Source organism: Arsenicicoccus piscis (assembly GCF_022568835.1).
Lineage (GTDB): Bacteria > Actinomycetota > Actinomycetes > Actinomycetales > Dermatophilaceae > Arsenicicoccus > Arsenicicoccus piscis.
This window is the reverse complement of sequence record NZ_JAKZHV010000001.1, coordinates 549,488-573,780: the sequence shown is the minus strand read 5'-3', so window position 1 is coordinate 573,780 and position 24,293 is coordinate 549,488. Positions and strand designations below refer to the sequence as shown.

Genomic DNA, 24,293 nt, shown 5'->3' with positions numbered 1-24,293 from the left:
GCGCCTCCCGCGTGCGGTGGTGAGGATCGCTGACAGAGAGCTGGCGACGTGGTGACGTGGTGACGACGACTGGGTGATGACGACGACATGGTGACGATGACGACGGTGGCCGCGATGGCGCACGTCTCGGTGAGCACGGTCTCCCACGTGGTCAACGGCACCCGCCCGGTCTCGCCCGAGACGCGCAGCCGGGTGCTCCAGGCCATGGACGCCCTCGGGTTCGAGCACCACCCCATCGCCCGGTCGCTGCAGTCCGGGTCGGCGCGCACCATCGGCCTCGCCCTCACCGCGGCGTCCAACCCCTACTGGACCGACCTGGTCTCCGGCATCGACCTCGCCGCCAGCGCGGCCGGGCTGAGCCTGATCATGGTGGACACGCGGGATGAGCCCCGGCACGAGGCGACGGTCGTCGCGAACCTGCTCGCCCACCACGTCGACGGCCTCATCGTCGCGCCGTCGGGCGGGTGGGAGGGCCAGCTGCTGCCGATGCTGCGGGACCGCGCCACGCCCTACGTGCTCATCGACCGGACCGGCCCGGTGCGCGTTGACCAGGTCGCGGTCGAGAGCGAGCAGTCCAGCGCCGCGGTGGTGGAGCACCTGCTGGTCCAGGGGCACCGGCGGGTCGCGGTGGTCACCGGCGCACCGGGGTTGTCCACCTCGGAGGACCGCGAGCGTGGCTACCGGCTGGCGCACGCCAGGCTGGGGGTCCCGGTGGACGAGGCGCTGGTGGTCTGCGGGGGGTCTACGGAGCATGGCGGTCGGTCGGCGACCCTGCGCCTGCTGTCCGAGATCGACCCTCCCACAGCACTGTTCACGAGCAACAACCTGATGACGATCGGGGCGCTGGGCGCCCTGCGCCAGCTCGGTCGGCGGGTGCCCGACGACCTGGCGCTGGTCTCCTACGACGACTTCAGCTGGGCCGAGGTCTTCAGCCCGTCGCTCACCACCGTCGCCCAGCCCCTGCGCGACCTCGGCCGCACCGCCGTCCAGCTCCTCGTCCGCCGGCTCAACGACCCCCAGGCGCCCACCCAGATCGTGCGCCTCCCCGCCGAGATCCGGCACCGCGAGTCCTGCGGCTGCCTCGCCTGACCTACAGGCTGATCCGGTAGCGCCGGACGGGGCCGTGGTCGGTCGTCCGGACGCCCTCGAGGACGCCGCCGTGGTGCTCGATCGTGCGGGCGGAGGCGACGTTGTCGTCGAGGCACATGAGGAGGAGGGTCTTGAGGCCGAGATCCCGTGCGACACAGAGCATCTCGCCGAGCGCCCAGGTGGCGACGCCGCGGCCGCGTGCCGATGCCCGTAGGCCGAAGCCGATGTGGCCGACCTCGTCCTCGCGGGGGTGACCGTGGCGCAGGACGATGCCCCCGAGCACCCGGTCGCCGTCGACGATCCAGCGGTAGACCGTGACGCCGGGCCCGCGGTCATGGGCGGTCAGCCGTGCCACGAAGGAGCCGAAACCCTCGGGGGTGACGACGTCGTCGGTCGCGCGGATGCCGAAACCGTCCTCGTGGTAGCCCGGACCCCACTCGAGGTGCGCCTCCAGCCAGGCGCCACGGAGGCCCACGGTCGGCTCGACGAGCTCCGGCATCACGACTCCGCCGGCAGGGGCGTGCGAGAGAGCTCCCAGCGCCAGAGCGCCCAGCCGAGCAGGACGAAGCCGAGACTGGTGACGGCGAGCGAGAGCAGCGACCCGGAGACGAACGGCACGATGGCGCCGGCGAGCAGCGCGTTGAACATCAGCTGGGCGAACGAGCTGACTGACGCGGCGCCGCCCCGGCGGGCGGGGAACAGGTCGAGCAGCCGCAGCTGCATGACCGGGAAGACAAGCGCGATGCCGAACGCGATCACGGTCGGACCGATCAGCGCCCAGGGCATCGGGGCCAGGCCGAGCAGCCCCACCGTGGCGTTGAGCACGCCGGCGCACGCGGCGATCAGGAACCCGCGCGAGACCAGGGTCGACGACGGCATGGCCGTGGCCAGCCGCCCCGTGAGATAGGCGCCGATCACCATGCCGCCGATCATCGGGACGAAGAACTTCCAGAAGTCCTGCGGCCCTTGGTGCAGCAGCTCGACGACCAGGATCGGTGCCGCAGCGATGTAGAGGAACTGGCCGGCGAAGCCGAATGTCATTGCTGCCGTAGTCCGTTGGAAGTCGGCGTCTTTGGCGATGACCCACAGCCCGGACAGCAACGGCCGGACCTGCAGCGCCGTGCGAGCGGCCGGCGGGTGCGTCTCGGGGAGGGCGACGAGCACCCACCCGGTCATCAGCGCGCCGAACGCCACGAGGAACCAGAAGATCCACGGCCACGGGCCGAACGCGAGGATCCAGCCGCCGACGATGGGCGCAACGGCGGGCGCGAGGCCGAAGATCATCACGATGTGACTCATGACGGCCTGCGCGCGCGGCCCCTCGAAGCGGTCGCGCACCACCGCACGGGCGACGATCTGGCCTCCACCGGCGCTCAGCCCCTGCAGCGCGCGGAAGGTGATCAGCATCGGCAGCGAGGTCGAGAGCGCACAGCCCACCGACGCCAGCACGTAGACCGTGATGCCGGTGACGATGACCGGCTTGCGTCCGACGGCATCCGAGATCGGACCGTGGAACAGGCTCATCGCGCCGAACGCCAGCAGGTAGACGCTGGTGACCTGCTGCATCGCGGCGGTGTCGGCACCGAGCTGGGCGCCCATGGCAGGGAAGGCCGGGAACACCGTGTCGATCGAGAACGGCCCGAACATCGACAGGCCGGCGAGCAGGATGGTCAGCCCGAGCGCACCCCTGTCGCGCGGGCCCCCGCCGAGCGCGCCCCCGCCGGGCACCGCCGTCACGTGACGACGAACGCGTCGGCCCGGTGCCGGGTGGCCTCGACGACGCGGGCGTTGACCCCGTCGCTGCCGGTGGTGGAGCGCTCGATCGCCTCGGCCGTCGACCGGCCGAACCACTCGTGCCGCGCGACGAGGCGCGACAGGCGGACGTCCTCGGGGACGTCGACGTACCAGACCTCGTCGCACAGGGTGGGCACGGCCGACCAGGGCGGGGTGTCGACGAGCAGGTAGTTGCCCTCGGTGACGACCAGCGGGGTGTCCGGCTCGATCGCCACGGCGCCGGCGATGGCGTCCTCGATCTCGCGGCGGAACTCCGGCGCCCAGATGGTGCCCGGCTCGCCGGCACGGATCCGGCGCAGCAGGTCGACGTAACCGGCCGCGTCGAAGGTGTCGACGGCGCCCTTGCGCGGCACCCGACCGAGTCGCTCGAGCGTGGAGTGGGCGAGGTGGTAGCCGTCCATCCCCAACCCCACGGCGCCGGGGACGGCGGCCACGAGCGCCTCGGTCAGGGTGGACTTGCCCGAGCCGGGCGCGCCGGTGATGCCGATGACGACCCGGCCGGTCGCGGTCGCGAGCAGATCGCGCGCCCGGGCCACGGCCTGGTCGAGGGTGAGTGGGTGCACCCGGCGAGTCTAGGACCGGCCGGCAGGCGCGGCTAGGCTGGACCGCATGCGAGCCGTCCAGGTCAGTGCCCCTGTCTGCTACCACGGAGAAGGCCCCTGCTGGAGCCCGAGCTGGGGAGGGCTGCGCTTCGTCGACATGCTCGCCGGCGACGTGATGACGCTGCTCGGCGACGGCGCCGTGCGGCGCACCCCGACCGGCTCCGCGGTCACCGCCTGCATCCGCCCTCGGACGTCCGGCGGCGCGATCGTCGCCCTCGAAAGGGGCTTCGCGCTGGCCGCCGAGGAGGACCTGTCCGACCTCACGCCGCTGCCAGAAGTGTTCAGCGACAAGGGGATCCGCTTCAACGAGGGCGGATGCGACCCCGACGGTCGGTTCTACTGCGGCACGATGGCCTACGACCGCACCGAGGGTGCGGCCACGGTCTACCGGCTGGACCCGGGCGAGCAGCACGCTACGCCTGTGATCACCGACGCGACCATCTCCAACGGGTTCGCGTTCAGTCCCGACGGCGCGACCGCCTACTACATCGACACCCCGACCGGTCGCATCGACGCCTTCGACTACTCGCGCGAGCGCGGTCTCACCAACCGGCACCGGCACGTCGAGGTCCCCGAGGACGACGGCCGCCCGGACGGTCTCACCGTCGACGCCGACGGTCGGATCTGGGTGGCGCTCAACGGTGGTGGCAAGGTCCGCTGCTACGGCACCGACGGTCGCGTCCTCGAGCAGGTAGACCTCCCGGTGCGGCTCGTCACAGCCTGCACCTTCGGGGGCGATGACCTGCAGACGCTGTTCATCACGACCTCTCGCGAGAACCTCCCGGACGACGTAGACCCCGAGGCCGGCGCGGTGTTCGCGCTCGGTCTCGGGGTCCGTGGTCTGCCGGTGCTGCCCTTCGCGGGCTGACGCGCCGGCCCTCGCGGGCCGGCACGTCGCCAGCCCGCGGGCCGACCCGTCGCCGGACGTCAGCCCTGCGGGGGCTCGGTCGGCGTGACCGCCTCGTCCTTGGCCGAGGCCGCGGCGGCCGTCTGCTCCTTGTCGGCGGCCGCAGCGACGGCCGCGTCCTTCGGGGCGTGCCGCGGGTCGATCTTGTGCGGCTCGGTGGTGCCCTGGATGGTCGGCTTGAAGTCCGGGCCCAGCTGGCGGACGGCGAGCCGGCCGATGAGCTGCTGACGGGTGGTGGTGCGCTCGGAGCGGCCGTTGCCGAGGAACGCGATCAGCCAGTGCAGCAGCGTCGTCGCGCGGTTCTTGAAGCCCACGATGTAGAGCAGGTGCAGGCCCAGCCAGGCCACCCACGCCGGGAAGCCGGTGGCCTCGATCTTGCCGGCCTTCATGATGGCGCCGAAGCGGGAGATGACCGCCATCGAGCCCTTGTCGTGGTACTTGAACGGCTCGGTGACGGGGGTGCCGCCGGGCAGCTCGCCCTTGATCTTGGCGGCGGCGTAGCGGCCGGTCTGGATGGCGACCTGGGCGACACCGGGCAGCTTGTTGAGCGCCATCATGTCGCCGACGACGAAGACGTTGGGGTTGCCCGGGAGGGTCACGTCGGGGTTGACCGCCACGCGGCCATCGCGGCCGACCTCGGCGCCGCACTGGTCGCCGACCAGCTTGCCGAGCGGGCTGGCCTGCACACCGGCGGCCCAGACCTTGCAGCCGGCCTCGATGCGCTCGGTGTGGCCGTCCTTGTACTTCACCGTGACGCTGTTGCCGTCGAGGTCGGTGACCAGGGCGCCGAGCTTGACCTCGACCCCGGCCTCCTCGAGGGTCTTCTGAGCCGACCGCGACAGCCTGTCGCCGAACGCGCCGAGGACCTTGTCGGCGCCGTCGAGCAGGATGACGCGCGTCTGGGTCGGGTCGATGTTGCGGAATTCGCTGCGCAGCGTGGTGCGGGACAGCTCGGCGATCTGACCGGCCATCTCGACACCGGTCGGGCCCGCGCCGACCACCACGAAGGTGAGCAGCCGCTTGCGCTCCTCGGGGTCCGAGGTGAGCTCGGCGACCTCGAACGAGCCGAAGATGCGGGCGCGCAGCTCGAGGGCGTCGTCGACGGTCTTCATGCCCGGGGCGAAGACCGAGAAGTGGTCGTTGCCGAAGTAGGACTGGCCGGCGCCGGCCGCGATGATCAGGTAGTCGTAGTGCAGGACCGTCTCGTGGCTGAGGGCCTCGGCGGTGACGGTCTGGGCGGCGAGGTTGATGTCCGTGGCCTCGGACATGATGACCTTGACGTTCTTCTGCCTCTTCAGCACCTCGCGCGTCGCGGGGGCGATCTCACCGGGCGACAGGATGCCGGTCGCGACCTGGTAGAGCAGCGGCTGGAACAGGTGATAGGTCACCTTGCCGACGATGGTGATGTCGACGTCGGCGTCGGCGAGGGCCTGGGCGGAGAACAGACCGCCGAAGCCGGAACCGATGATGACGACGTGGGGGCGCGAGGCAGAGGCCACGAAGACTCCTTGGAGAGGCACGTTCACGAGGAAGGACCGACGGCGTCGTCGGGCTGGTGGAACCGGCGTGCAGCCGCAGGCACCCCGGTGCCCTGGGTCACACTCATCGACAAGGCTAACCTTCCCTGGTCGCCCCGGCCAATGGTTCGATCGGCGTTGACGTGATATCGGCTTGATCGTTCATACCCTGGGGGCTACATCTGCTCCGGCGCCTCGACCCCGAGCAGGTCCAGGCCCTGCACCAGGGTGCGCAGCGTGAGCGCGCACAGGGTCAGCCGCGACGCCCGGGTCGGCTCGTCCTCGGCCTTGAGCACCGGGCAGGCCTCGTAGAACGAGGAGAAGGCCTGCGCGAGCTCGAACAGGTAGGCGCTGAGCCGGTGCGGCTCGAGCGACGTGCTCACCGCCGTGACGACGCTCGGGAAGTCCAGCAGCCGCAGGGCCAGCTCGCGTTCGGCCGGCGCCTCGAGGCGCACCGGTGCGGTCTGGGTCTCGGGGTCGAGCCCGATGCCGCGGAAGATGGACCGGATCCGCGCCGTGGCGTACTGCAGGTAGGGCCCGGTGTTGCCGGTGAGGGCGAGCATCCGGTCCAGGTCGAAGACGTACTCGGAGTCGTGCGCGACGGACAGGTCGGCGTACTTCACCGCGCCGATCCCGACCTGGTGGGCGACCTCGGCCCGGGTGTCCTCGGGCAGGTCGGGCCGGGCCGCGTCGATGTAGGCCCGCGCCTTGACGACGGCCTCGTCGAGCAGCGCCATCAGCCGCAGCGAGTCGCCCGAGCGGGTGCGCAGGATCTTGCGGTCCGCGCCGAGCACGTTGCCGATCTTGACGTGCGTCGGGACGGTCGAGTCGGGCAGCCAGCCGGCCCGCCGTGCGGTCGCCCACACCATCTCGAAGTGCAGCGACTGGGGCACCCCGACGACGTAGAGGATCCGGTCCACGTGCAGCCGCCGGACGCAGTCGCGGATCATCGCGAGGTCGGTCGTGGCGTAGCCGTAGCCACCGTCGGACTTGCGGATGATCATCGGCACCGGCTGGTCGTCGCGACCGGTGAACTGCGGCAGGAAGACGACGAGGGCGCCGTTGTCCACGGTCGCGATGCCCGCCTCCTCGAGCTCGCGGCACACGACGGGCAGGTCGTCGTTGTAGGTCGACTCGCCGGCGAGGTCGGCGTCGGTCAGCGTCACCCCGAGCGTGCGGTAGACCCGGTTGAGGTAGCGCAGCGACAGGTCGATCAGCGTCCGCCACACGGTGAGCGTCTCGGGGTCACCGGCCTGCAGCAGCACGACGCGGGCGCGGGCCCGGTCGGCGAAGGTCGGGTCGGCGTCGAACTTCTCGCGCGCTCCCTGGTAGAACGCGTTGGGGTCGGTCTCGAGCAGGCGGGCCGTCGGGGAGTCGGCGCCCACGTCGAGCAGGTGCTCGACGAGCATGCCGAACGGCGTGCCCCAGTCGCCGATGTGGTTCTGCCGGATGACGGTGTGCCCGGCGAACTCGAGGATCCGGGCGAGGGCGTCGCCGACCACGGTCGTGCGCAGGTGGCCGACGTGCATCTCCTTGGCGACGTTGGGCGAGGAGTAGTCGAGGGCGACCCGCTGCGGCTCCACGGGCGCGACGCCGAGGCGCGGATCGGCCTGCGCGGCGGTGGCCCGGTCGGCGATCCAGTCGTCGGCGAAGGTGATGTTGATGAAACCCGGGCCGGCGATCTCGGCGGTCGTCGTGAGCCCGTCGGTGTCCAGGTGTGCGACGATCGCCTCGGCCACGTCGCGCGGCTTGCGCCCGAGCTTCTTGGCCAGCGCCATGGCGGCGTTGACCTGCACGTCGGCGAACTGGCTCGGTCGAAGCACCGGGTCGGCGCCGCGCAGCTCGTCGCCGAACGCGGCGACGAGGGCGGACTGGACAGCCGGGGTCAAGGCTTCGATCGGGGAAGGCATGGGTCCAAGCCTAGTGGGCCCCACGTCGAGAGAGAGAACGGATATGTCGAGCGCTCGCACGCCCGTGATGTCACGGCCTCCGGGGCGCCACCGCGCCGCCGTGGAGGTCCAGCCGTGGCCGGCCCTGTGGGCCCTCGTCATCGGCTTCTTCATGATCCTCGTCGACTCGACGATCGTCACGGTCGCGACGGACGCCCTGATGACCGGCCTGGACGCGGACCTCGGCGAGGTCCTCTGGGTGACCAGCGCCTACCTGCTGGCCTACGCGGTGCCGCTGCTCATCACCGGCCGGCTCGGCGACCGCTTCGGTCCCAAGCGGATCTACCTCACTGGTCTGACGATCTTCACGCTCTCCTCGCTCGCCTGCGGACTGGCGCACTCCATCGACCAGCTCATCGCCGCCCGCGTCGTGCAGGGCCTCGGCGCCGCGCTGATGACCCCGCAGACGATGGCCGTGATCACCCGCCTGTTCCCGCCGCAGGAGCGCGGCAAGGCCATGGGCCTGTGGGGCGCCACCGCCGGCGTGGCCACCCTCGTCGGCCCGATCCTCGGCGGCACCCTGATCGACACCCTCGGCTGGGAGTGGATCTTCATCATCAACGTGCCGGTCGGCCTGATCGCCTTCGTCGCGGCGATGCGCCTGGTGCCCGCCCTGCCGACGCAGGGCCACAGCTTCGACTGGCTCGGTGTCGTGCTCTCGGCGGTCGGCCTGTTCTGCGTCGTGTTCGGCATCGAGGAGGGGCGCTCCTACGACTGGGGCACGATCAGCGGACCACTCACGATCTGGCGGCTGATCGCCCTCGGCGTCGTCGTCCTCGGCCTGTTCGTGCTCTGGCAGGCGCGCAACCCGCGCGAGCCGCTCGTCCCGCTGCGCCTCTTTCGCGACCGCAACTTCTCGGTCGCCAACGTCGCGATCACCACGGTCGGCTTCGCGATCACCTCGATGGCCTTCCCGCTCATGCTCTGGGCGCAGGTGGTGCGAGGCTACTCACCGACCCGCGCCGCCTGCCTGATGATCCCCATGGCCGTGCTGTCGGGTGGCCTGGCGCGCTGGGTCGGCACCCTGGTCAACAAGATTCACCCGCGCGTGCTGTCCGGCTTCGGCCTGCTCCTCTTCTCCGTCTCGCTGTTCCTCATCGGGCTGCTGATGAAGCCGGACACCTCGATCTGGCTGTTCGAGATCCCGGTAGCCCTCCTCGGCATCTCCAACGCGTTCGTCTGGTCCCCGTTGTCGACGTCCGCGACGGCCAACCTGCCGCCGCAGCGGGCCGGGGCGGGTGCCGGGGTCTACAACACCACCCGGCAGATCGGCTCGGTCCTCGGGTCCGCCGCGATCGCGGTCTTCATGCAGTCCCGGATCGCTGCCAACCTGCCCAGTGGGGCTGGCGGTGGCACCGCGACGTCGGGGATGTCGACCGGTGGGCCCATCCCGGACATGATCCGTGAGCCGCTCTCGACCGCCTTCGGCCAGTCCATGTGGCTGCCGGCGGCCGTGCTGCTCGTCGGGCTGGCGGCAGCCCTGCTCTTCGAGCGACCCGCCCACCACGCCCGCGCAGCAGGTCCGAGGTAGACCCCGGGGGTGGTCGCCGGTGCACCCCCTCGGCATGATGGAGCCATGGCGACCACAGCCGGCACCGGCAGCGAGCTGATCGACATCGGGGACTTCACGGACGACGCGCTGGGGGCCGGCAAGGGTCTCGCGGTGCTCACCAGCGGCGGCGACGCGCAAGGGATGAACGCCGCCGTCCGCGGGGTCGTGCGCACCGCGCTCCACCTGGGAGCCGAGGTGCACGCGGTCTACGAGGGCTACCAGGGGCTGGTCGACGGCGGCGACCTCATCAAGCGGCTTGACTGGGACGACGTGGCGCGCATCCTGCACCGTGGCGGCACGATGATCGGGACCTTCCGCAGCAAGGACTTTCGCGAGCGCGAGGGCCGGCTGAAGGCTGCGGCTCACCTCGTGGACCGGGGCATCGACCGGCTCGTCGTCATCGGCGGCGACGGCTCGCTGTCGGGGCTCGACCTGTTCCGTCAGGAGTGGGCCGGGCTGCTCGCCGAGCTGGTCGAGCGCGACCGGATCACCGTCGAGCAGGCCGACGCCCACCCGGCGCTGATGATCGCGGGGCTGGTCGGGTCGATCGACAACGACCTGGTCGGGACGGACATGACGATCGGCGCCGACAGCGCGCTGCACCGGATCGTCGAGGCCATCGACGCGCTCGCGTCGACGGCGGCGAGCCACCAGCGCAGCTTCGTCGTCGAGGTGATGGGGCGCCACTGCGGCTACCTCACCCTGATGAGCGCGATCGCCGGCGGGTGCGACTACGCGCTGATCCCGGAGAACCCACCGGCCGACGGCTGGCAGGACCGGATGTGCGCCGAGCTGCGCCGTGGCCGGGCGGCCGGGCGACGGGACTCGATCGTCGCGGTCGCCGAGGGGGCGCAGGACCGCGAGGGCCGCCCCATCACGGCCGACATGGTCCGCGCCATCATCGAGGAGCAGCTGCACGAGGACACGCGCGTCACGATCCTGGGCCACGTCCAGCGCGGTGGTCGGCCGAGCGCCTACGACCGCTGGGCGTCCACCTGGCTCGGCTACGCCGCCGCCCACGAGGTGCTGTCGGCCACTGCCGACACCGAGGGCAAGGTCATCGGGCTGCGTGGCGACCGGGTCGTCGCGGTGCCGCTGGTGCAGGCCGTGGAACGCACCCGCGAGGTCCCGCAGCGGATCGAGGAGGGTGACTACGCCGGGGCGATGGCGCTGCGCGGCGGCTCCTTCACCGAGATGGTCCGGGTCTTCCGGGACCTCTCGGAGCCGCCGACCGTCGAACCGCGGCACGACGCCACCGCCCGGCGCATCGGCATCCTGCACGCCGGCGGGCTCGCCCCGGGCATGAACACCGCAGCCCGGGCCGCCGTGCGGCTCGGCATCGAGCGCGGGCACACCATGCTCGGCATCCGCGGCGGCTTCCCCGGCCTGCGGGACGGGCACGTGCGCGAGCTGTCCTGGGGCGACGTCGAGGGGTGGACCGCCACCGGTGGTGCCGACCTGGGGATCCGGCGCACCGTCCCGCCGATGGAGCAGCTCTACGCGATCGGGCGCTCGCTGGAGCGCGCCGAGATCGACGCCCTCATGGTCATCGGCGGGTGGAACGCCTATCAGGCCACCTGGACCCTGTGGTCCGAGCGCGAGCGCTACCCGGCGTTCGACATCCCGCTGCTCTGCGTCCCCGCCTCGATCGACAACAACCTGCCCGGCTCGGACCTCGCGATCGGCGCGGACACCGCCCTCAACGTGATCGTCGAGTCGATCGACCGCATCAAGCAGTCGGCCGCTGCCACCCGGCGCTGCTTCGTCGTCGAGACGATGGGGCGGCACTGCGGCTTCCTCGCGCTGATGGGCGGGATCGCCGGCGGTGCGGAGCGGGTCTACTTGCACGAGGACGGGCTCAGCCTGCAGGAGCTCGCCGAGGACGCGGCGACCATGGCGCGCGCGTTCGGCGACGGTCGCGAGCTGTGGCTCGCGGTGCGCAACGAGTGCGTGAGCGAGAACTACTCGACCCACTTCCTCGCCCAGCTCTTCGCGCAGGAGAGCGGCGGCCGCTTCGACGTCCGTGAGGCGGTGCTCGGCCACCTGCAGCAAGGCGGCGACCCCTCGCCGTTCGACCGCATCCTCGCGACCCGGCTCGCGGCGCACGGCATCGACCTGCTCGACCGCGAGCTGGCGGCCGGTGCGCGCGGGGCGCACTACGTCGGGCTCGTCGAGGGCACGGTCACGCAGTCGCCGATCGCATCCATGCGCGAGGAGTCGGACCTGGTCCACCGGCGGCCGCGGCACCAGTGGTGGCTGGCGCTGCGGCCGGTCCTCGCCGCCATGTCGAGCCCCGACGCGCAGGCTCGGGTCGAGGTGACCCGAGGGGAGTCGAGGCGCCATGCAGTGAATCGGGGTGACGCAGAGTGATCACACCCACCAGGTGGTCCATCTCGCGACAATTTCGGCCGACAAGGGGTTACCGAATCGTGATCTGGGGCATGGTGGTGCTTGTCGGCCCGACCCCCCCTGGGGTGCCTGACACACCCGAATTCGTGACAACGGAAGAGGCTTGAGCATGATCACGCAGGACAACGTGGAGCAGTACCTGAACGGCGTCGTGACCGATGAGTCCGGTGACAAGATCGGCAACGTCGGCGACATCTACTTCGACGACCAGACCAACAAGCCCTCGTGGGTGACGGTCAACACCGGTCTGTTCGGCAACAAGAGCTCTTTCATCCCGCTCGAGAACGCGTCGTTCGACGGCGACCAGATCCGCGTCCCCTTCAGCAAGGACAAGGTCAAGGACGCGCCGCACTTCGGCGACGACGGCCACATCTCCGAGGAGGAGGAGCGCGAGCTCTTCCGTTACTACGGCCAGGACTACGACGCCGGCTGGACCGACGGTGACCGGGACCGCACCCGCGACGCCGACGGTGACGTCGACGCCGACCGCCGCCGCGCCGCCGACACGGACACTGAGGGCGTCGTGCGCCACGAGGAGCAGCTGAACGTCGGCACGCGCGAGCGTGAGGCCGGCCGCGTGCGTCTGCGCAAGTACGTCACCACCGAGGAGAAGACCGTCACCGTGCCGGTGCAGCGCGAGGAGGTCCGCGTCGTGCGCGAGCCCATCGCGGAGGGCGACCGTGGTGTCGACCTCGGCGACGCGAAGCTCGGCGAGGACTCCACCGAGGTGATCCTGCACGAGGAGGAGGTCGTCGTCGAGAAGAAGGCCGTGCCGGTCGAGCGGGTCGGCCTCCAGAAGGAGACCGTCACCGACGAGAAGCAGGTCACCGAGCAGGTGCGCTCCGAGCACATCGACGTGGACCAGAGCGGCGACGTCGAGCGTGGCACGGGTCGTCGGATCTCCGACGAGGACTACCGCGACACCAACTACGACGGTGAGGGCTACAACCGCGCCGGCTACAACCAGGAGGGCTTCGACCGCGACGGTCTGGACCGCGACGGCCGTGACCGCCACGGCAAGCCGGGCCTGGTCGACCGCATCAAGGACAAGCTCGACCGCGACAACGACGGCCACGTCGGCTGATCGACCGCGATCCTTCGAGGGCCACCCCGCACCCCGGTGCGGCGGTGGCCCTCGTTGCGTCCGGCTGGTGTCAGGGGTGGGGACTCGCCGGCGCCTCGAGCCGCAGCGCGGCCGGCGCGTGCGCGGGAACGGCCGCCCGCCGGGGCGCGACCGGCTCCACCGGCTGGTAGCCGCTGCCCGGGGTCGGACGCGGGTCGGGGTCACCGGCATTGGGCCACATCGACATCGCCCGCTCCGCCTGCGCGGTGATGGTGAGCGACGGGTTCACGCCGAGGTTGGCCGAGATGGTCGAGCCGTCGACGACGTGCAGGCCGGGGTGCCCGTGGACCCGGTGGTAGGGGTCCACCACCCCCGTCTCGGGGCTGTCACCGATCACGCAGCCACCCCATGAAGTGGGCCGTCATCGGGATGTCGACGACCTCGCCCACGGTGCTCACCGGGAAGCCGCCCATGACGGCGGCCATCTGTCGATAAGCCTTGTTGGCCAACGGGATCCACGTCGGGTTCGGCGCCCCGTGGCCCTGCCGCGAGGTGAGCCGCACCCCCCCCGCCGAGGGCCCGGCGCACCCGTCCGGAGCGGCGCCGCTGCGGCGACACGGTGATCGAGTTGTCCACGTCCTGCATGACCAGGCCGATCATGCTGCGCTCGGACCCCTCGTGGTAGTGCCGCACCAGCGCGATCAGGTCGCGCGGGTTCCGGGCCGCGGAGCGCAGCCACTCGAGCCAGCGCGGTCGACCGGTGCCGCCGTCGACCAGGACGGTCGTGAAGATCCCCATCGCGTTGAATCCCTTGCCGTACCTGCAGGGTTCGAGGTGGGTGTGCTCGTCGAGGTGCACGGAGGACGTGATCGCGACCCCGCGCGTGTAGTCCGCCGGACCGCGGGTGACCGCGCCGCCGAGCGCCTCGCTGTTGGTGCGGGTCAGCACCCCCAGCCGGTCGGACAGCTCCGGCAGCGTCCCCTCGGCCTTCGCGCGGTGCAGCAGGTGCTGGGTGCCCCAGGTGCCCGCCGCGATCACCACGTCGTCGGCGCGGTAGACCCGGTGGCTGCGTCGGCGGCCGACCGGTCCCGCGCCCGTGCGCGAGGTATGGACCTCGTAGCCGGTGCCGTCCAGTCGCGGGACCACCCGGTCTACGGTGGTCAGGGGGTGGATCTGGACGCCCAGCCGCTCGGCGAGGTGCAGGTAGTTCTTGACCAGTGTGTTCTTGGCGCCGTGCCGGCAGCCGGTCATGCACTCGCCGCACTCGAGGCAGCCTCGGCGCTCGGGCCCGGCGCCCCCGAAGTAGGGGTCCGGGCAGGCACGACCCGGCTCCTTCGCCCCGTCGCGCCCGTAGAACACCCCGACCGGCGTGAGCCGGAACGTGGCCCCCACGCCGAGCCGCTCGCCGACCTCGCGGATGACCTCGTCGGACGCGGTGAGGGTGGGGTTCGTGACGACACCGAGCATCCGCCGGGCCTGGTCGTAGAAGGGGGCGAGCTCGGCCTCCCAGTCCGTGATGGCACCCCACTGCGGGTCCCGGTAGAACGTGTCGTGCGCCGGCTCGTAGAGCGTGTTCGCGTAGTTGAGCGAACCACCTCCGACGCCCGCCCCGGCCAGGATGAGCACGTCGTGGTCGCTGCGCTGCGACATGCCCGGATGCTAGCCCGGAAAGCTACTGACCGGTAGGTCGATCCCCGAGGTACCGCCGGACGAGCGAGCGCCGCCGATGCGGGGGAGGATGGCGTCATGGCGCCCACCTCTGCGCAGCCCGTGACGCTCGTGATCCTCGGTGCGTCGGGCGATCTGACCCGCTGACTGCTGCTGCCCGGTCTCGGGACGTTGCTGCGCCGTCGCCCCGAGCTGGAGATCGAGCTGGTCGGCGCGGCCGGGCGCACCATCCCCGAGGACGACTGGCGCGCCATCGTGCGCGACGGCCTGAGCGAGGGCGGTGCACCCGAGGAGGTGGTGGCCCGGCAGCTCGAGCACACCCGCTACGCGTCAGTCGACGTCACGGACCCGGCGGCGCTCGGCGACCTGCTGGCGTCGCTGCCCGCCGGTGACCCGGTCGTGCTCTACCTCGCCCTGCCGCCGGCCATCAGCGAGCGGGCGACCGAGGCGCTGGCCCAGGTCGAGCGGCCCGAGGACCTGCGCGTGGCGATCGAGAAGCCGTTCGGCGCCGACCTCGCGTCGGCGCAGCGCTTCAACGCGCTGCTTGCCCAGATCCTGCCCGAGGAGCGGGTCTTCCGGGTCGACCACTTCCTCGGCATCGCGACGGTGCTCAACATCCTCGGGCTGCGCTTCGGCAACCGGGTGCTGTCGCGGGTCTGGAACGCCGTCGACGTCGAGCGGATCGAGGTGGTCTACGACGAGGAGCTGGCGCTCGAGGGTCGGGCGGGCTACTACGACAAGGCCGGGGCCCTCGAGGACATGCTGCAGAGCCACCTGCTGCTCGTGGCCGCGCTGCTCACGATGGAGGAGCCGGCCCGGATCGACTCGGTCGAGCTGCGCGACCTGCTCACGCACGCGCTGCGGGCGATCCACCTGTGGGAGGACGACCCGAGCGTGGCATCGCGGCGGGCGCGCTACACGGCGGGGCGGATCGGGGACCGCGAGATCCCGGCCTACGTCGACGAGCCCGGGGTGGACCCGAGCCGTGGCACCGAGACGCTGGCCGAGGTCATCGTCGAGGTGCGCAACGGCCGCTGGAAGGGCGTGCCCATCGTGCTGCGCAGCGGCAAGGCGATCGCGGGCGGGCGCCGGGAGGCGCGGATCGACTTCCGGCCGGTGGCGCATGTGCCGGAGGGCTTCGGCAACGAGCCCGTCCCCGACCGGCTGGTGCTCGGCATGCACCCCGAGACCATCACGCTCACCATGGCCTGCAGCGGCAGCGAGGCGGCGCTGGACTTCTCGACCGTCGACCTCTACGCGCAGCTGAGCAGCAGCGAGATGCGCCCCTACGGCGAGATCCTCGGCCGGCTCATCGACGGCGACCTGCTGCTCGCGGTCCGCGGTGACATGGCCGAAGAGTGCTGGCGGATCATGTCGGCGGTCCTCGAGGCGTGGGACGCGGGCGAGGTGCCGCTCGAGGACTACGTCGCGGGCTCGTCGGGTCCGCAGGGCTGGGCGTAGCCCGTCCGGTCGGCTCTGCTCAGCCTGGTGTGCTCAGCCCGGGGGCGGGTCGTCGTGCCGCGCGCCCGCGCCGGCCAGCACCAGGCCGACCAGCACCACCAGGACCCCGACCGCGGAGAGCAGACCCAGGTGCTCGTGCAGCAGCAGCACGCCCAGCAGGGTCGCGGTGAACGGCTCCGCCAGCGACAACGTGCTCGCCAGGCCGGCGGGCAGGTGCGCGAGGCCGCGCTGGAAGAGCAGGTAGGCCACGCCCGTCGCCGCGACGCCGAGCCACAGCATCGAGATCGCGCCGCGCGGGGAGACCAGCCAGCCGAGGTCCGCACCGACGAGCCGGGGGAGCAGCACCACGGTCGCGACCGCGAAGAACAGGGTCATCATCAGCTGGCCGTGGACGCCCGCCACGAGCAGCCTGCGGCCGAGCACGGTGTAGAGCGCGTAGCCCGCCGCCGCGCCCAGCGCGAGCAGCACCCCGCCGACGTCGACGCTGGCGCCGCGCCCGGAGCCGAGGACGATCAGGACGATGCCCACGATGGCCACCGCGGTTGCGACGATCCACGAGCGGGTGGGACGCTCGCCGAGGGCCCAGCCGAAGAGGCCGGTCAGCACGGGGGCCGAGCCGAGCGCGACCATCGTCCCCACGGCGACACCTGTGCGGGCGACCGCGACGAAGAAGCACAGCTGGTAGGCCGCCACCGCGAGGCCGCCGAGGACCAGCCAGCCGGCCGACCGACGCAGCGCGGGGAGCTCGCGCGGGATCGCCCGGCTCTCGCCGCCGATCAGCACGATGGCCGCCATGGTCGCGGTGCCGAGCACCATGCGCAGCGCGCCCACGCTCTGCGGCTCGGCGGCCGCTGGGGCGAGCGCCTGGGTCGTGCCCGTGGTGCCCCAGAGCACCCCCGCCGTGATCGTGGCCAGCAGCCCCGGGCGCAGCAGCGGGTTCACAGCCACGACAGGTGCCCCTTCGCGAGCGTATAGCCGACGAAGGCGACCACGTCGAGCACGGTGTGCGCCACGATCAGCGGCAGCACCCGCTTGGTCCGGGTGAAGTACCACCCGAAGACGACGCCCATGACGGCGTTGCCGAGGAACGGGCCGAACCCCTGGTAGAGGTGATAGGTCCCACGCAGCACCGCGGAGATCGCGATCGCCACCCACGGGTGCAGGCCGATCTGGCGCAGCCGGGTCAGCAGGTAGCCCACGACCACGACCTCCTCCAGGACGGCGTTCTGCACGGCCGAGAGCACGAGCACGGGGACGGTCCACCACGCGCCGGACAGGTTGGCCGCCTGCACCTCGGTGGTGATGCCGAGCTGGCGGCCCACGACGTAGAGCAGCAGGCCGGGCAGGCCGATCAGCGCGGCCAGGCCGAGGCCGTGGAGCAGGGCGCGCGCGGGTGCGCGCCGGTCGGCGCCGTCGCGCACGGGTGCGCGGCGATCGGCGCCGTCGCGCAAAGGGGCGCGGCGAGCGAGACCGAGCGAGGGTTCTACCGGAGCCGGCGCAGCCGTCCCCGGACGCACCCGCAGCAGGTAGAGCGCGAGGAGGGCGGGGACCACGCCGAGCCCGATCCCGACGAGCTGGTAGGCGAGGTCTAGCCACGGCCGGTCGGGGGTGACCGAGGTGTTGAGCTGCGAGGACTGCTGGTTGAGGGCGACGTTGCGGGTCGTGCGCTCGATGATCCGCAGGATCGACCACAGCGCGGAGGCGCCGAGGCTGACCCCCAGCAGGAGCAGCACCTCGACGATGGTCGTGCGCCGCTCGCTTCGCATGGTGGCCAAGTCTAGGGTGGACGACGCTGGGCGACGGTCGCCCGGTCCGGCAGGATCAGCGGTGACCGCCGCGCTCAGCACCTGGAGGAGATGACCATGACCGCGACTGCACGGGTCCACGTGGGCTCGGAGGTCGGCGCGCTGCGCCGTGTCGTGCTGCACCGGCCGGACCAGGAGATCTCCCGGCTCACGCCCAACAACAAGGAGGGCCTGCTCTTCGACGACCTGCCCTGGATCGAGGAGGCGCAGCGCGAGCACGACGGGTTCGCGGACGTGCTTCGCGGCGAGGGCGTCGAGGTGCTCTACCTGCGCGACCTGCTGACCGAGACGCTCGAGGTGCCGGCGGCCCGCGACTTCCTGCTCGACTCGCTGCTCGACGACAAGATCTTCGGGCCGCAGGCGATCGAACCGATGATGGCGCTGCTGTCGACGCTCGACGAGCAGGCCCTCTCCGGGGTGCTCATCGGCGGGCTCACCAAGGACGAGATGCTCGGGCTGCTGCCGAAGGACCCGGGCTCGCTTGCTGCACGCGATGGGCGCGCGCGAGTTCGTGCTGCCGCCGCTGCCCAACCACCTGTTCACGCGGGACACCTCGTGCTGGGTCTACGACGGGGTGTCGGTCAACGCGATGATGATGACCGCCCGCAAGCGCGAGTCGCTGCACTACGACGCGATCTACCAGTGGCACCCGGTGCTCGGGGCCCAGGCGACGGGCGCTCGCCGCTTCGACGAGGGCCGCGGTGCGGTCGCCGGCCTGTCGACCATGGAGGGTGGCGACGTCCACATCCTCGGCGGCGGCGCCGTGCTCGTCGGGCTCTCCGAGCGCACCACCCCGCAGGCCGTGGAGCACCTGGCCCAGCAGCTGTTCACCACCGGCTCCGCGGACACGGTCGTGGCGCTCGCCCTGCCGAAGGCGCGCGAGTTCATGCACCTCGACACGGTGATGTCGATGGTCGACCAGGAGACCTTCACCAAGTTCGCCGGCCTCGGGATGCTGCCGAGCTGGACCCTGCGCCCGCGCGACGACGGATCCGTCCACGTCGAGGACCATGCCCCCGAGCACATGCACCGCGCCATCGGAGCAGCGTTGGGCATCAAGGAGATTCGCACGCTGACCGCCGACCAGGACCTCGCCGCCGCCGAGCGCGAGCAGTGGGACGACGGGTGCAACGTTCTCGCCGTCCGCCCCGGTGTGGTCGTGGCCTACGAGCGCAACGTCGTGAGCAACGAGCACCTGCGCGCCAACGGCGTGGAGGTGCTGACGATCAAGGGAAGCGAGCTCGGTCGGGGCCGCGGTGGTCCCCGCTGCATGAGCTGCCCCATCGAGCGAGAGGACCTGACGTGATCGACCTGCGCGGTCGCAGCTTCATCAAGGAGCTCGACTTCACCCCCGAGGAGTGGCTCGGGCTGATGGACCTCGCCGACGAGCTGAAGGCCGCCCGTCGCTCGGGTTTCCAGTCCAAGCACCTCGTCGACAAGAACATCGCGCTGATCTTCGAGAAGACCTCCACCCGCACCCGCTGCTCGTTCGAGGTCGCGGCCCACCTCGAGGGCGCCCAAGTGACCTATCTGGACCCGCTCGGCTCGCAGATCGGCCACAAGGAGTCGGTCAAGGACACCGCTCGCGTCCTCGGCCGGATGTTCGACGGCCTGCAGTACCGCGGCGCCGCCCAGAGCTCCGCCGACCGTCTCGCCGAGTTCTCCGGCGTCCCGGTCTGGAACGGCCTCACCGACGACTGGCACCCCACCCAGTCCCTCTGCGACCTGGTCACCATGCGCGAGCACTCGGACAAGCCGCTCTCCGAGATCTCCTACGCCTTCCTCGGCGACGCCCGCAACAACGTCGGCAACTCGCTGCTCGCCGCCGGCGCCCTGATGGGCATGGACGTGCGCATGGTCGCCCCGCCCAAGCAGCAGACCTCCCCCGAGATCCTCTCCGCCGCAAGGGATCTCGCCAGCCGCACCGGCGCCCGGATCCTCGTCACCGACGACATCTCCGAGGGCGTCCGCGGCGTCGACTTCGTGCACACCGACGTCTGGGTGTCGATGGGTGAGCCCAAGGAGATCTGGGAGGAGCGCATCGACCTGCTGCGCGACTACCAGGTCAACGCCGACCTGATGGCCCGCACCGGCAACCCCGACGTGAAGTTCATGCACTGCCTCCCGGCCTTCCACGACCGCGAGACCCAGGTGGGCGAGGAGGTCTACCGCCTCTTCGGCATCGACGGCGGCATCGAGGTCACCGACGAGGTCTTCGAGTCCCCGGCGTCGATCGTCTTCGACCAGGCCGAGAACCGCATGCACACCATCCGCGCTGTCATGGTGGCCACTCTGGGGTCGTCGAGCTCGTAGGCCGTCGCGCTGGTTGGGCTCGTGTGGTTGGGCTCGTCGGCGGTCGTGGGGCCCGGCCCTACGGGCCTACCATCCGGCGCTCGCCAGCTCGCGCCTCCCGCCAGGCCCGCCACGGCCCTTCGGGTCGGGCCCCACGCCCCGCTCGGCTCGCGCGAGGCCGGTGGGCGTGCGCTTCGGACTGATTCACGCCGTGTAGAACGTGCAAATCGTCTGGTTTGGGCCACGAATCAGTCCGAAGGGTACGGGTGCGGCGTCTCGGGTGGCCGGCGCTCGGTCGTGGCTGCCGTGGTGGGGGTGTGGCGATATGCGCGGGGCCTCTCAACCGCCGCGGCCCCACCGTCCACGTCGAGCGGCCCGATCCGAGCGCGAATGCGAGCGCAAACCGGTGAGACGCGCAGGAAACCGTGAGACGCCGCCCTCCCGACCCTGCGCACCTCACGGGAGCCTGCGCAGATCACCGCAACGTGCGCACAGACGACCAGCCAGCCCATGCGCTCGGCCGGCCCGCCGACTAGCCAAGCCTCCGAGCGGCCAGCAAACCGAGCGGCCAGCCAGCCCGACCAACCGACCCGACGGGACCCGGTCTACAGGTTGCCGCGGATGTCCTGCTCGCGCTCGAGGGCTACGAACAGGGCCTTGAAGTTGCCCTTGCCGAAGCCGAGCGAGCCGTGCCGCTCGATGAGCTCGAAGAACACGGTCGGGCGGTCGCCGAGGGGCTTGGTGAAGATCTGCAGCAGGTAGCCGTCCTCGTCGCGGTCGACCAGGATGCCGCGCGACTGCAGCTCCTCGATCGGGACGCGGACCTCACCGATGCGCTCACGCAGCTCGGGGTCCTCGTAGTACGAGTCGGGGGTGTCGAGGAACTCGATGCCGTTGGCGCGCAGCTCGTCCACCGTGCGCAGGATGTCACCGGTGGCGAGGGCGAGGTGCTGGGCGCCGGGGCCGCGGTAGAAGTCGAGGTACTCGTCGATCTGCGAGCGCTTCTTGGCGATGGCCGGCTCGTTGAGCGGGAACTTGACCCGGTGGTTGCCGTTGGCGACGACCTTCGACATCAGCGCGGAGTAGTCGGTGGCGATGTCGTCGCCGACGAACTCGGCCATGTTCACGAAGCCCATGACCTTGTTGTAGAACCCGACCCACTCGTCCATCTTGCCGAGCTCGACGTTGCCGACGATGTGGTCGAGCGCCTGGAAGAGGCGCTTCGGGGCGTCGGGGCGACGCACGAGGGTGGAGTTCTTGGCGACGTAGCCCGGCAGGTACGGCCCGGTGTAGCGCGAGCGGTCGACGAGCGTGTGCCGGGTCTCGCCGTAGGTCGCGATCGCGGCGACCCGGACGGTGCCGTGCTCGTCGGTGACGTCGTGCGCCTCCTCGAGGATGGTGGCGCCGGCCTTCTGGGCCTGGGCGACGCAGCGGTCCACGTCGGGGACCTCGAGCGCGATGTCGACGACGCCGTCACCGTGCTTGGCCTGGTGTGCGACCAGCGGGCTGTCGGGGTCGACGGCACCCTTGACGACGAACCGGATCGACCCCGAGCGCAGCACGAACGCCTTGTGGTCGCGGTTGCCGTGCTCCGGGCCGCTGTACGCCTCGAGCGTCATGCCCCACGCGGACTGGTAGTAGTGCGCGGTCTGCGTGGCGTTGCCCACCACGAACACGATCGCGTCCCACCCGGTCACGGGGAACGGGTCCTTGTCGATGTCGTAGTCCACCAGCCCCACCAGCTGCTTGAGCTGCTGCAGGTCCAGCTCGGCGCGGCGCTCGGCCTGGGTCAGCTCCAGGTGGCTGCCGTCGGCCGGCTGGGTCGCGGTGGCGTCGTCGGTCGCGGGGTTCAGCGTCGAGTGGGTCATGCTCGCCAGGGTGGAGGCGGGGTCGCGGCGATGTCTACCGGCCGTCAAGAGATCGATCACACTGCCGCCTGATCCCGCTGCACGACAGCCCGGGGCTGGACACTATGTCCAGTCACAGGACTAATCGTCAGACAGACTGCTCATCACCCGGTGACGGCGTCGCGACCCGCTCACGCAGCAGCCGCTCACGCTCGAACGCGTACCCGACCATCCAGCTCGGCACCAGCCGGTAGATCCGGATGTCGGGCCCCCAGCCCCGCGGGTCGCTGTCGTAGTGGGCGATGAGGTGCGCCACCGTCTCCTCGTAGACCGCTGTGCCGGGTCCCAGCAGCTCGGCGTCCCCGTGTGCGAAGACGGCCATCTCCTCGCCGTCCACGTGGGCGACGCTGACCGCCGGTCGCGCCTCGAGGTGCCGCGCCTTGGCGGAGTCGCCCGATGTCGAGAAGATCCAGGTGCCGTGCAGGAAGTGCCCGTCCAGCGCGCTGATCCGCGGCGCGCCGGCGCGCGTGACGGTGGCGACCGAGAGGACCTTCATGCCGGTGAGGAGGGCCGCGAGATCCGTTGCGGTGAGCCGACGTTCGTCGTTGATGATGCTGCGCAGGTGCCCGGTGGAGCGTGCGTGCGACGCGTCCAGCAGCTCCTGCAGCCGGGTGAGGTCCTCGGGCGTCTCGCGCATCGGTGGCTCCTCAGGTCGCCCCCGGGTGGTCGCTGGGGTCAGTGGCTGTGACCCGGGTGGTCGTGCACGTTCGAGTATGCTCCGCCGGCCGCGTCGAGCGCCACGATCCGCTCCCACTGCTCGCCGTCGAGGCTGACCGCCGCGGCTGGGAACAGGCCGTTCTCCTCGCGCTCGATATGCACGCGCAGGCGGCGTTCGAAGGCGTCGAAGCCGGACGGGTCGCCGTCGCGGATCGTCTCGAGCATCTCGTCGAGGTCCCGGTGCTCGGAGCAGAGGCTGTCGACGTGGTCGGTGAAGTCGTCGTCCTCGCGCAGCACCGCAAACAGGCCGCGCTCCTCGGAGTGGGTGTGCGGTCGCAGCAGCTCGTCGAGGTGCACCATGGCCGCGCGGATGGCTTCCTGGTCGCCGGACTCCACCGCGCGGCGGGCGTCACCGAGACGGTTGACGCACTCGTCGTGCTCGTCGGAGTAGCGACCGATCAGGGTGAGGTTGCGGCACCCGCAGTAGGAGCACATGGCTCCACGATGCGATGTGCGGTGCAGGGTGTCAATTTAACGGAGCGAGGTGTCTATTTGACGGACATCGCATGGCGAGACCTCACGCTCAGGCCGCCGCACGCGTCTACGCCATGACACCCTGACCCAGGACAGACGCACATGACCCAGACGCACACCGAGGCTCGACCCACCACGGCTCGGCACACGCGTGTGACGAGCCCGCTCGGCGACGTGGTGCTGGTGGCGCGCGAGGCCGCGCTCGTGGGCGCCTACTTCGACGGGCAGCGCTACCTTCACGAGGCGTGGACCTTCGGACCTCGGGTAGACCCTGGCGCGGACCCTGTGCTCGGGCTCGCGGCCGAGCAGCTCGCCGAGTACTTCGCCGGGGAGCGACGCGCGTTCGACCTGCCGCTCGCTCCACGTGGCGACGCCTTCGCCCAGCGGGTGTGGGCGCTGCTGTGCGCCATCCCGTACGGCGCCACCACGACCTACGGCGCCTTGGCCGAGCAGGTCGGCGGTCGGGGGCTCGCCCAGGCCGTGGGTCAGTCTGTCGGGCACAACCCGATCAGCGTGATCGTGCCGTGCCACCGGGTGCTCGGCAGCGACGGGTCGCTGACGGGCTACGCCGGTGGCCTCGACCGCAAGCGCGCGCTGCTGGCTCTGGAGGAGCCGGCCGAGGTGACGGCGACGCGCTTGTTCTAACCGCTGTTGCCCCGGCCCGGTGGGCTGCCGCCTCTGGCCAGGACGACTCAGGTGAGCGCCGGGCGGTCCGGGTGCTCGGGGTCGTCGTCGCCGTGGACGTTCGGCTCGTGGCGAGCGGGCTTCGCCGCGCCGGGCCCGTAGAGCACCTCGCCGCTGTCCACCGTGATGGAGATGTCGCCGTCGGAGCGCATGATCGTCTCGGCGAGGTTGCGGGTGACGACGTCGTTCTCGCTCACGCCGGCGGCGTCGAGCTCGTCCTGGAGGATCTTCGTGACCTCGACGTGGTCCTTGCCCCTCGCCTGGCGCGCGGTGGCCACCAGAGCCGACACGTACGCGTCCAGGTCCCGCTCGCTCATCTCGTCGACCGCAGCCGAGTTGAGCTCGATGTTGCTTCCGTAGCCACTGTTGTCAGTCTGCATCCCAGAGTCATACCCCAAATCGC

22 protein-coding genes and 1 pseudogene are annotated in these 24,293 nt (G+C 71.3%); 10 read left to right on the top strand and 13 right to left on the bottom strand.

Features of this window, described 5'->3' with window-relative positions; genetic code table 11:
* Positions 1-87: 87 nt before the first annotated feature.
* A complete protein-coding gene (locus MM440_RS02680; RefSeq protein ID WP_241441633.1) occupies positions 88-1,089 on the top strand; it encodes a LacI family DNA-binding transcriptional regulator in 1,002 nt (333 codons plus the stop codon).
* Between the two features lies 1 nt (position 1,090).
* Here the strand turns inward: MM440_RS02680 and MM440_RS02675 are convergent, their stop codons facing one another.
* From MM440_RS02675 to MM440_RS02665, 3 genes are read right to left on the bottom strand one after another with little or no spacing between them, the layout of a single operon-like run.
* Positions 1,091-1,588, bottom strand: coding sequence for a GNAT family N-acetyltransferase (locus tag MM440_RS02675; protein ID WP_241441632.1), 498 nt, complete (start codon positions 1,586-1,588; stop codon positions 1,091-1,093).
* A complete protein-coding gene (locus MM440_RS02670) occupies positions 1,588-2,826 on the bottom strand; it encodes a multidrug effflux MFS transporter (protein WP_241441631.1) in 1,239 nt (412 codons plus the stop codon). Before MM440_RS02670 ends, MM440_RS02675 begins: the two co-directional genes overlap by 1 nt.
* The gene (locus MM440_RS02665) at positions 2,823-3,446 is read right to left on the bottom strand and encodes a nucleoside/nucleotide kinase family protein (RefSeq protein ID WP_241441630.1); all 624 of its coding nucleotides are present in this window, start codon (positions 3,444-3,446) and stop codon (positions 2,823-2,825) included. Before MM440_RS02665 ends, MM440_RS02670 begins: the two co-directional genes overlap by 4 nt.
* Positions 3,447-3,492: 46 nt before the next feature.
* Between MM440_RS02665 and MM440_RS02660 the strand changes: the two genes are divergently transcribed.
* Complete coding sequence (locus tag MM440_RS02660) at positions 3,493-4,353, top strand: SMP-30/gluconolactonase/LRE family protein (RefSeq protein ID WP_241441629.1); 861 nt, start codon at positions 3,493-3,495, stop codon at positions 4,351-4,353.
* Positions 4,354-4,412: 59 nt separating this feature from the next.
* Here the strand turns inward: MM440_RS02660 and MM440_RS02655 are convergent, their stop codons facing one another.
* Positions 4,413-5,891, bottom strand: a complete 1,479-nt coding sequence (locus MM440_RS02655) for an NAD(P)/FAD-dependent oxidoreductase (protein ID WP_241441628.1) — start codon at positions 5,889-5,891, stop codon at positions 4,413-4,415.
* Between the two features lie 194 nt (positions 5,892-6,085).
* On the bottom strand, positions 6,086-7,819 hold the full coding sequence (gene argS / locus MM440_RS02650) for an arginine--tRNA ligase (RefSeq protein ID WP_241441627.1): 1,734 nt from the start codon (positions 7,817-7,819) through the stop codon (positions 6,086-6,088).
* 67 nt (positions 7,820-7,886) lie between these two features.
* Here argS and MM440_RS02645 point away from each other — a divergent pair, with 67 nt between their 5' ends.
* The 3 genes from MM440_RS02645 to MM440_RS02635 all read left to right on the top strand — a co-directional run bounded on the left by MM440_RS02645 (position 7,887) and on the right by MM440_RS02635 (position 12,903).
* On the top strand, positions 7,887-9,389 hold the full coding sequence (locus tag MM440_RS02645) for a DHA2 family efflux MFS transporter permease subunit (RefSeq protein ID WP_241441745.1): 1,503 nt from the start codon (positions 7,887-7,889) through the stop codon (positions 9,387-9,389).
* Positions 9,390-9,434: 45 nt separating this feature from the next.
* Positions 9,435-11,780 (top strand): 6-phosphofructokinase, encoded by a 2,346-nt coding sequence (locus MM440_RS02640; RefSeq protein WP_241441626.1) that lies wholly within the window; start codon positions 9,435-9,437, stop codon positions 11,778-11,780.
* Between the two features lie 148 nt (positions 11,781-11,928).
* Positions 11,929-12,903: a DUF2382 domain-containing protein gene (locus tag MM440_RS02635; RefSeq protein ID WP_338155597.1), complete on the top strand. Its 975-nt coding sequence runs from the start codon at positions 11,929-11,931 to the stop codon at positions 12,901-12,903.
* Between the two features lie 70 nt (positions 12,904-12,973).
* On the opposite strand, the gene MM440_RS17215 is transcribed toward MM440_RS02635, so the two are convergent.
* Together MM440_RS17215 and MM440_RS02630 are read right to left on the bottom strand one after the other, a co-directional pair.
* A complete protein-coding gene (locus MM440_RS17215; RefSeq protein ID WP_338155596.1) occupies positions 12,974-13,279 on the bottom strand; it encodes a GMC oxidoreductase in 306 nt (101 codons plus the stop codon).
* On the bottom strand, positions 13,276-14,532 hold the full coding sequence (locus tag MM440_RS02630; RefSeq protein WP_338155595.1) for a GMC family oxidoreductase N-terminal domain-containing protein: 1,257 nt from the start codon (positions 14,530-14,532) through the stop codon (positions 13,276-13,278). Before MM440_RS02630 ends, MM440_RS17215 begins: the two co-directional genes overlap by 4 nt.
* 165 nt (positions 14,533-14,697) lie before the next feature.
* Between MM440_RS02630 and MM440_RS02625 the strand changes: the two genes are divergently transcribed.
* Positions 14,698-16,011 carry a glucose-6-phosphate dehydrogenase gene (locus tag MM440_RS02625; protein WP_241441743.1) on the top strand — a complete coding sequence of 438 codons (1,314 nt, stop codon included), beginning with the start codon at positions 14,698-14,700 and terminating at the stop codon, positions 16,009-16,011.
* Between the two features lie 33 nt (positions 16,012-16,044).
* Here the strand turns inward: MM440_RS02625 and MM440_RS02620 are convergent, their stop codons facing one another.
* Together MM440_RS02620 and MM440_RS02615 are read right to left on the bottom strand one after the other, a co-directional pair.
* A complete protein-coding gene (locus MM440_RS02620) occupies positions 16,045-16,959 on the bottom strand; it encodes a DMT family transporter (protein ID WP_241441625.1) in 915 nt (304 codons plus the stop codon).
* Positions 16,950-17,777, bottom strand: coding sequence for a CPBP family intramembrane glutamic endopeptidase (locus MM440_RS02615; protein ID WP_241441624.1), 828 nt, complete (start codon positions 17,775-17,777; stop codon positions 16,950-16,952). Before MM440_RS02615 ends, MM440_RS02620 begins: the two co-directional genes overlap by 10 nt.
* Before the next feature lie 90 nt (positions 17,778-17,867).
* Here MM440_RS02615 and MM440_RS16875 point away from each other — a divergent pair.
* From MM440_RS16875 to argF, 3 genes and pseudogenes are all read left to right on the top strand, one after another.
* Positions 17,868-18,203, top strand: a pseudogene (locus tag MM440_RS16875) (arginine deiminase family protein); the annotation flags it as partial.
* A gap of 94 nt (positions 18,204-18,297) precedes the next feature.
* Positions 18,298-19,122 carry an arginine deiminase gene (locus MM440_RS02610; protein ID WP_277626183.1) on the top strand — a complete coding sequence of 275 codons (825 nt, stop codon included), beginning with the start codon at positions 18,298-18,300 and terminating at the stop codon, positions 19,120-19,122.
* Positions 19,119-20,129: an ornithine carbamoyltransferase gene (gene argF, locus MM440_RS02605; RefSeq protein WP_241441623.1), complete on the top strand. Its 1,011-nt coding sequence runs from the start codon at positions 19,119-19,121 to the stop codon at positions 20,127-20,129. The genes MM440_RS02610 and argF overlap by 4 nt, the downstream gene beginning before the upstream one ends.
* 584 nt (positions 20,130-20,713) lie before the next feature.
* Here argF and hppD read toward each other — a convergent pair.
* The 3 genes from hppD to MM440_RS02590 all read right to left on the bottom strand — a co-directional run bounded on the left by hppD (position 20,714) and on the right by MM440_RS02590 (position 23,167).
* On the bottom strand, positions 20,714-21,976 hold the full coding sequence (gene hppD / locus MM440_RS02600; protein ID WP_241441622.1) for a 4-hydroxyphenylpyruvate dioxygenase: 1,263 nt from the start codon (positions 21,974-21,976) through the stop codon (positions 20,714-20,716).
* A gap of 127 nt (positions 21,977-22,103) precedes the next feature.
* Positions 22,104-22,652: a pyridoxamine 5'-phosphate oxidase family protein gene (locus MM440_RS02595; RefSeq protein ID WP_241441621.1), complete on the bottom strand. Its 549-nt coding sequence runs from the start codon at positions 22,650-22,652 to the stop codon at positions 22,104-22,106.
* A 38-nt stretch (positions 22,653-22,690) separates the two neighbouring features.
* Positions 22,691-23,167, bottom strand: a complete 477-nt coding sequence (locus MM440_RS02590; protein WP_241441620.1) for a hemerythrin domain-containing protein — start codon at positions 23,165-23,167, stop codon at positions 22,691-22,693.
* 141 nt (positions 23,168-23,308) lie between these two features.
* Here MM440_RS02590 and MM440_RS02585 point away from each other — a divergent pair, with 141 nt between their 5' ends.
* The gene (locus MM440_RS02585; protein WP_241441619.1) at positions 23,309-23,851 is read left to right on the top strand and encodes a methylated-DNA--[protein]-cysteine S-methyltransferase; all 543 of its coding nucleotides are present in this window, start codon (positions 23,309-23,311) and stop codon (positions 23,849-23,851) included.
* A gap of 47 nt (positions 23,852-23,898) precedes the next feature.
* Here the strand turns inward: MM440_RS02585 and MM440_RS02580 are convergent, their stop codons facing one another.
* Positions 23,899-24,270 (bottom strand): hypothetical protein, encoded by a 372-nt coding sequence (locus tag MM440_RS02580; protein ID WP_241441618.1) that lies wholly within the window; start codon positions 24,268-24,270, stop codon positions 23,899-23,901.
* Between the last annotated feature and the right edge of the window lie 23 nt (positions 24,271-24,293).

Bases quoted from the DNA above. Each gene is read 5' to 3' on its own strand.
- MM440_RS02590 (WP_241441620.1), bottom strand. From the start codon at position 23,167: ATGTGCTCCTACTGCGGGTGCCGCAACCTCACCCTGATCGGTCGCTAC.
- MM440_RS02680 (WP_241441633.1), top strand. From the start codon at position 88: ATGGTGACGATGACGACGGTGGCCGCGATGGCGCACGTCTCGGTGAGC.
- MM440_RS02630 (WP_338155595.1), bottom strand. From the start codon at position 14,532: ATGTCGCAGCGCAGCGACCACGACGTGCTCATCCTGGCCGGGGCGGGC.
- argS (WP_241441627.1), bottom strand. From the start codon at position 7,819: ATGCCTTCCCCGATCGAAGCCTTGACCCCGGCTGTCCAGTCCGCCCTC.
- MM440_RS02615 (WP_241441624.1), bottom strand. From the start codon at position 17,777: ATGCGAAGCGAGCGGCGCACGACCATCGTCGAGGTGCTGCTCCTGCTG.
- MM440_RS02640 (WP_241441626.1), top strand. From the start codon at position 9,435: ATGGCGACCACAGCCGGCACCGGCAGCGAGCTGATCGACATCGGGGAC.
- MM440_RS02595 (WP_241441621.1), bottom strand. From the start codon at position 22,652: ATGCGCGAGACGCCCGAGGACCTCACCCGGCTGCAGGAGCTGCTGGAC.
- hppD (WP_241441622.1), bottom strand. From the start codon at position 21,976: ATGACCCACTCGACGCTGAACCCCGCGACCGACGACGCCACCGCGACC.
- MM440_RS02645 (WP_241441745.1), top strand. From the start codon at position 7,887: ATGTCACGGCCTCCGGGGCGCCACCGCGCCGCCGTGGAGGTCCAGCCG.
- MM440_RS02580 (WP_241441618.1), bottom strand. From the start codon at position 24,270: ATGCAGACTGACAACAGTGGCTACGGAAGCAACATCGAGCTCAACTCG.
- MM440_RS02660 (WP_241441629.1), top strand. From the start codon at position 3,493: ATGCGAGCCGTCCAGGTCAGTGCCCCTGTCTGCTACCACGGAGAAGGC.
- MM440_RS02675 (WP_241441632.1), bottom strand. From the start codon at position 1,588: ATGCCGGAGCTCGTCGAGCCGACCGTGGGCCTCCGTGGCGCCTGGCTG.
- MM440_RS02585 (WP_241441619.1), top strand. From the start codon at position 23,309: ATGACCCAGACGCACACCGAGGCTCGACCCACCACGGCTCGGCACACG.
- MM440_RS02635 (WP_338155597.1), top strand. From the start codon at position 11,929: ATGATCACGCAGGACAACGTGGAGCAGTACCTGAACGGCGTCGTGACC.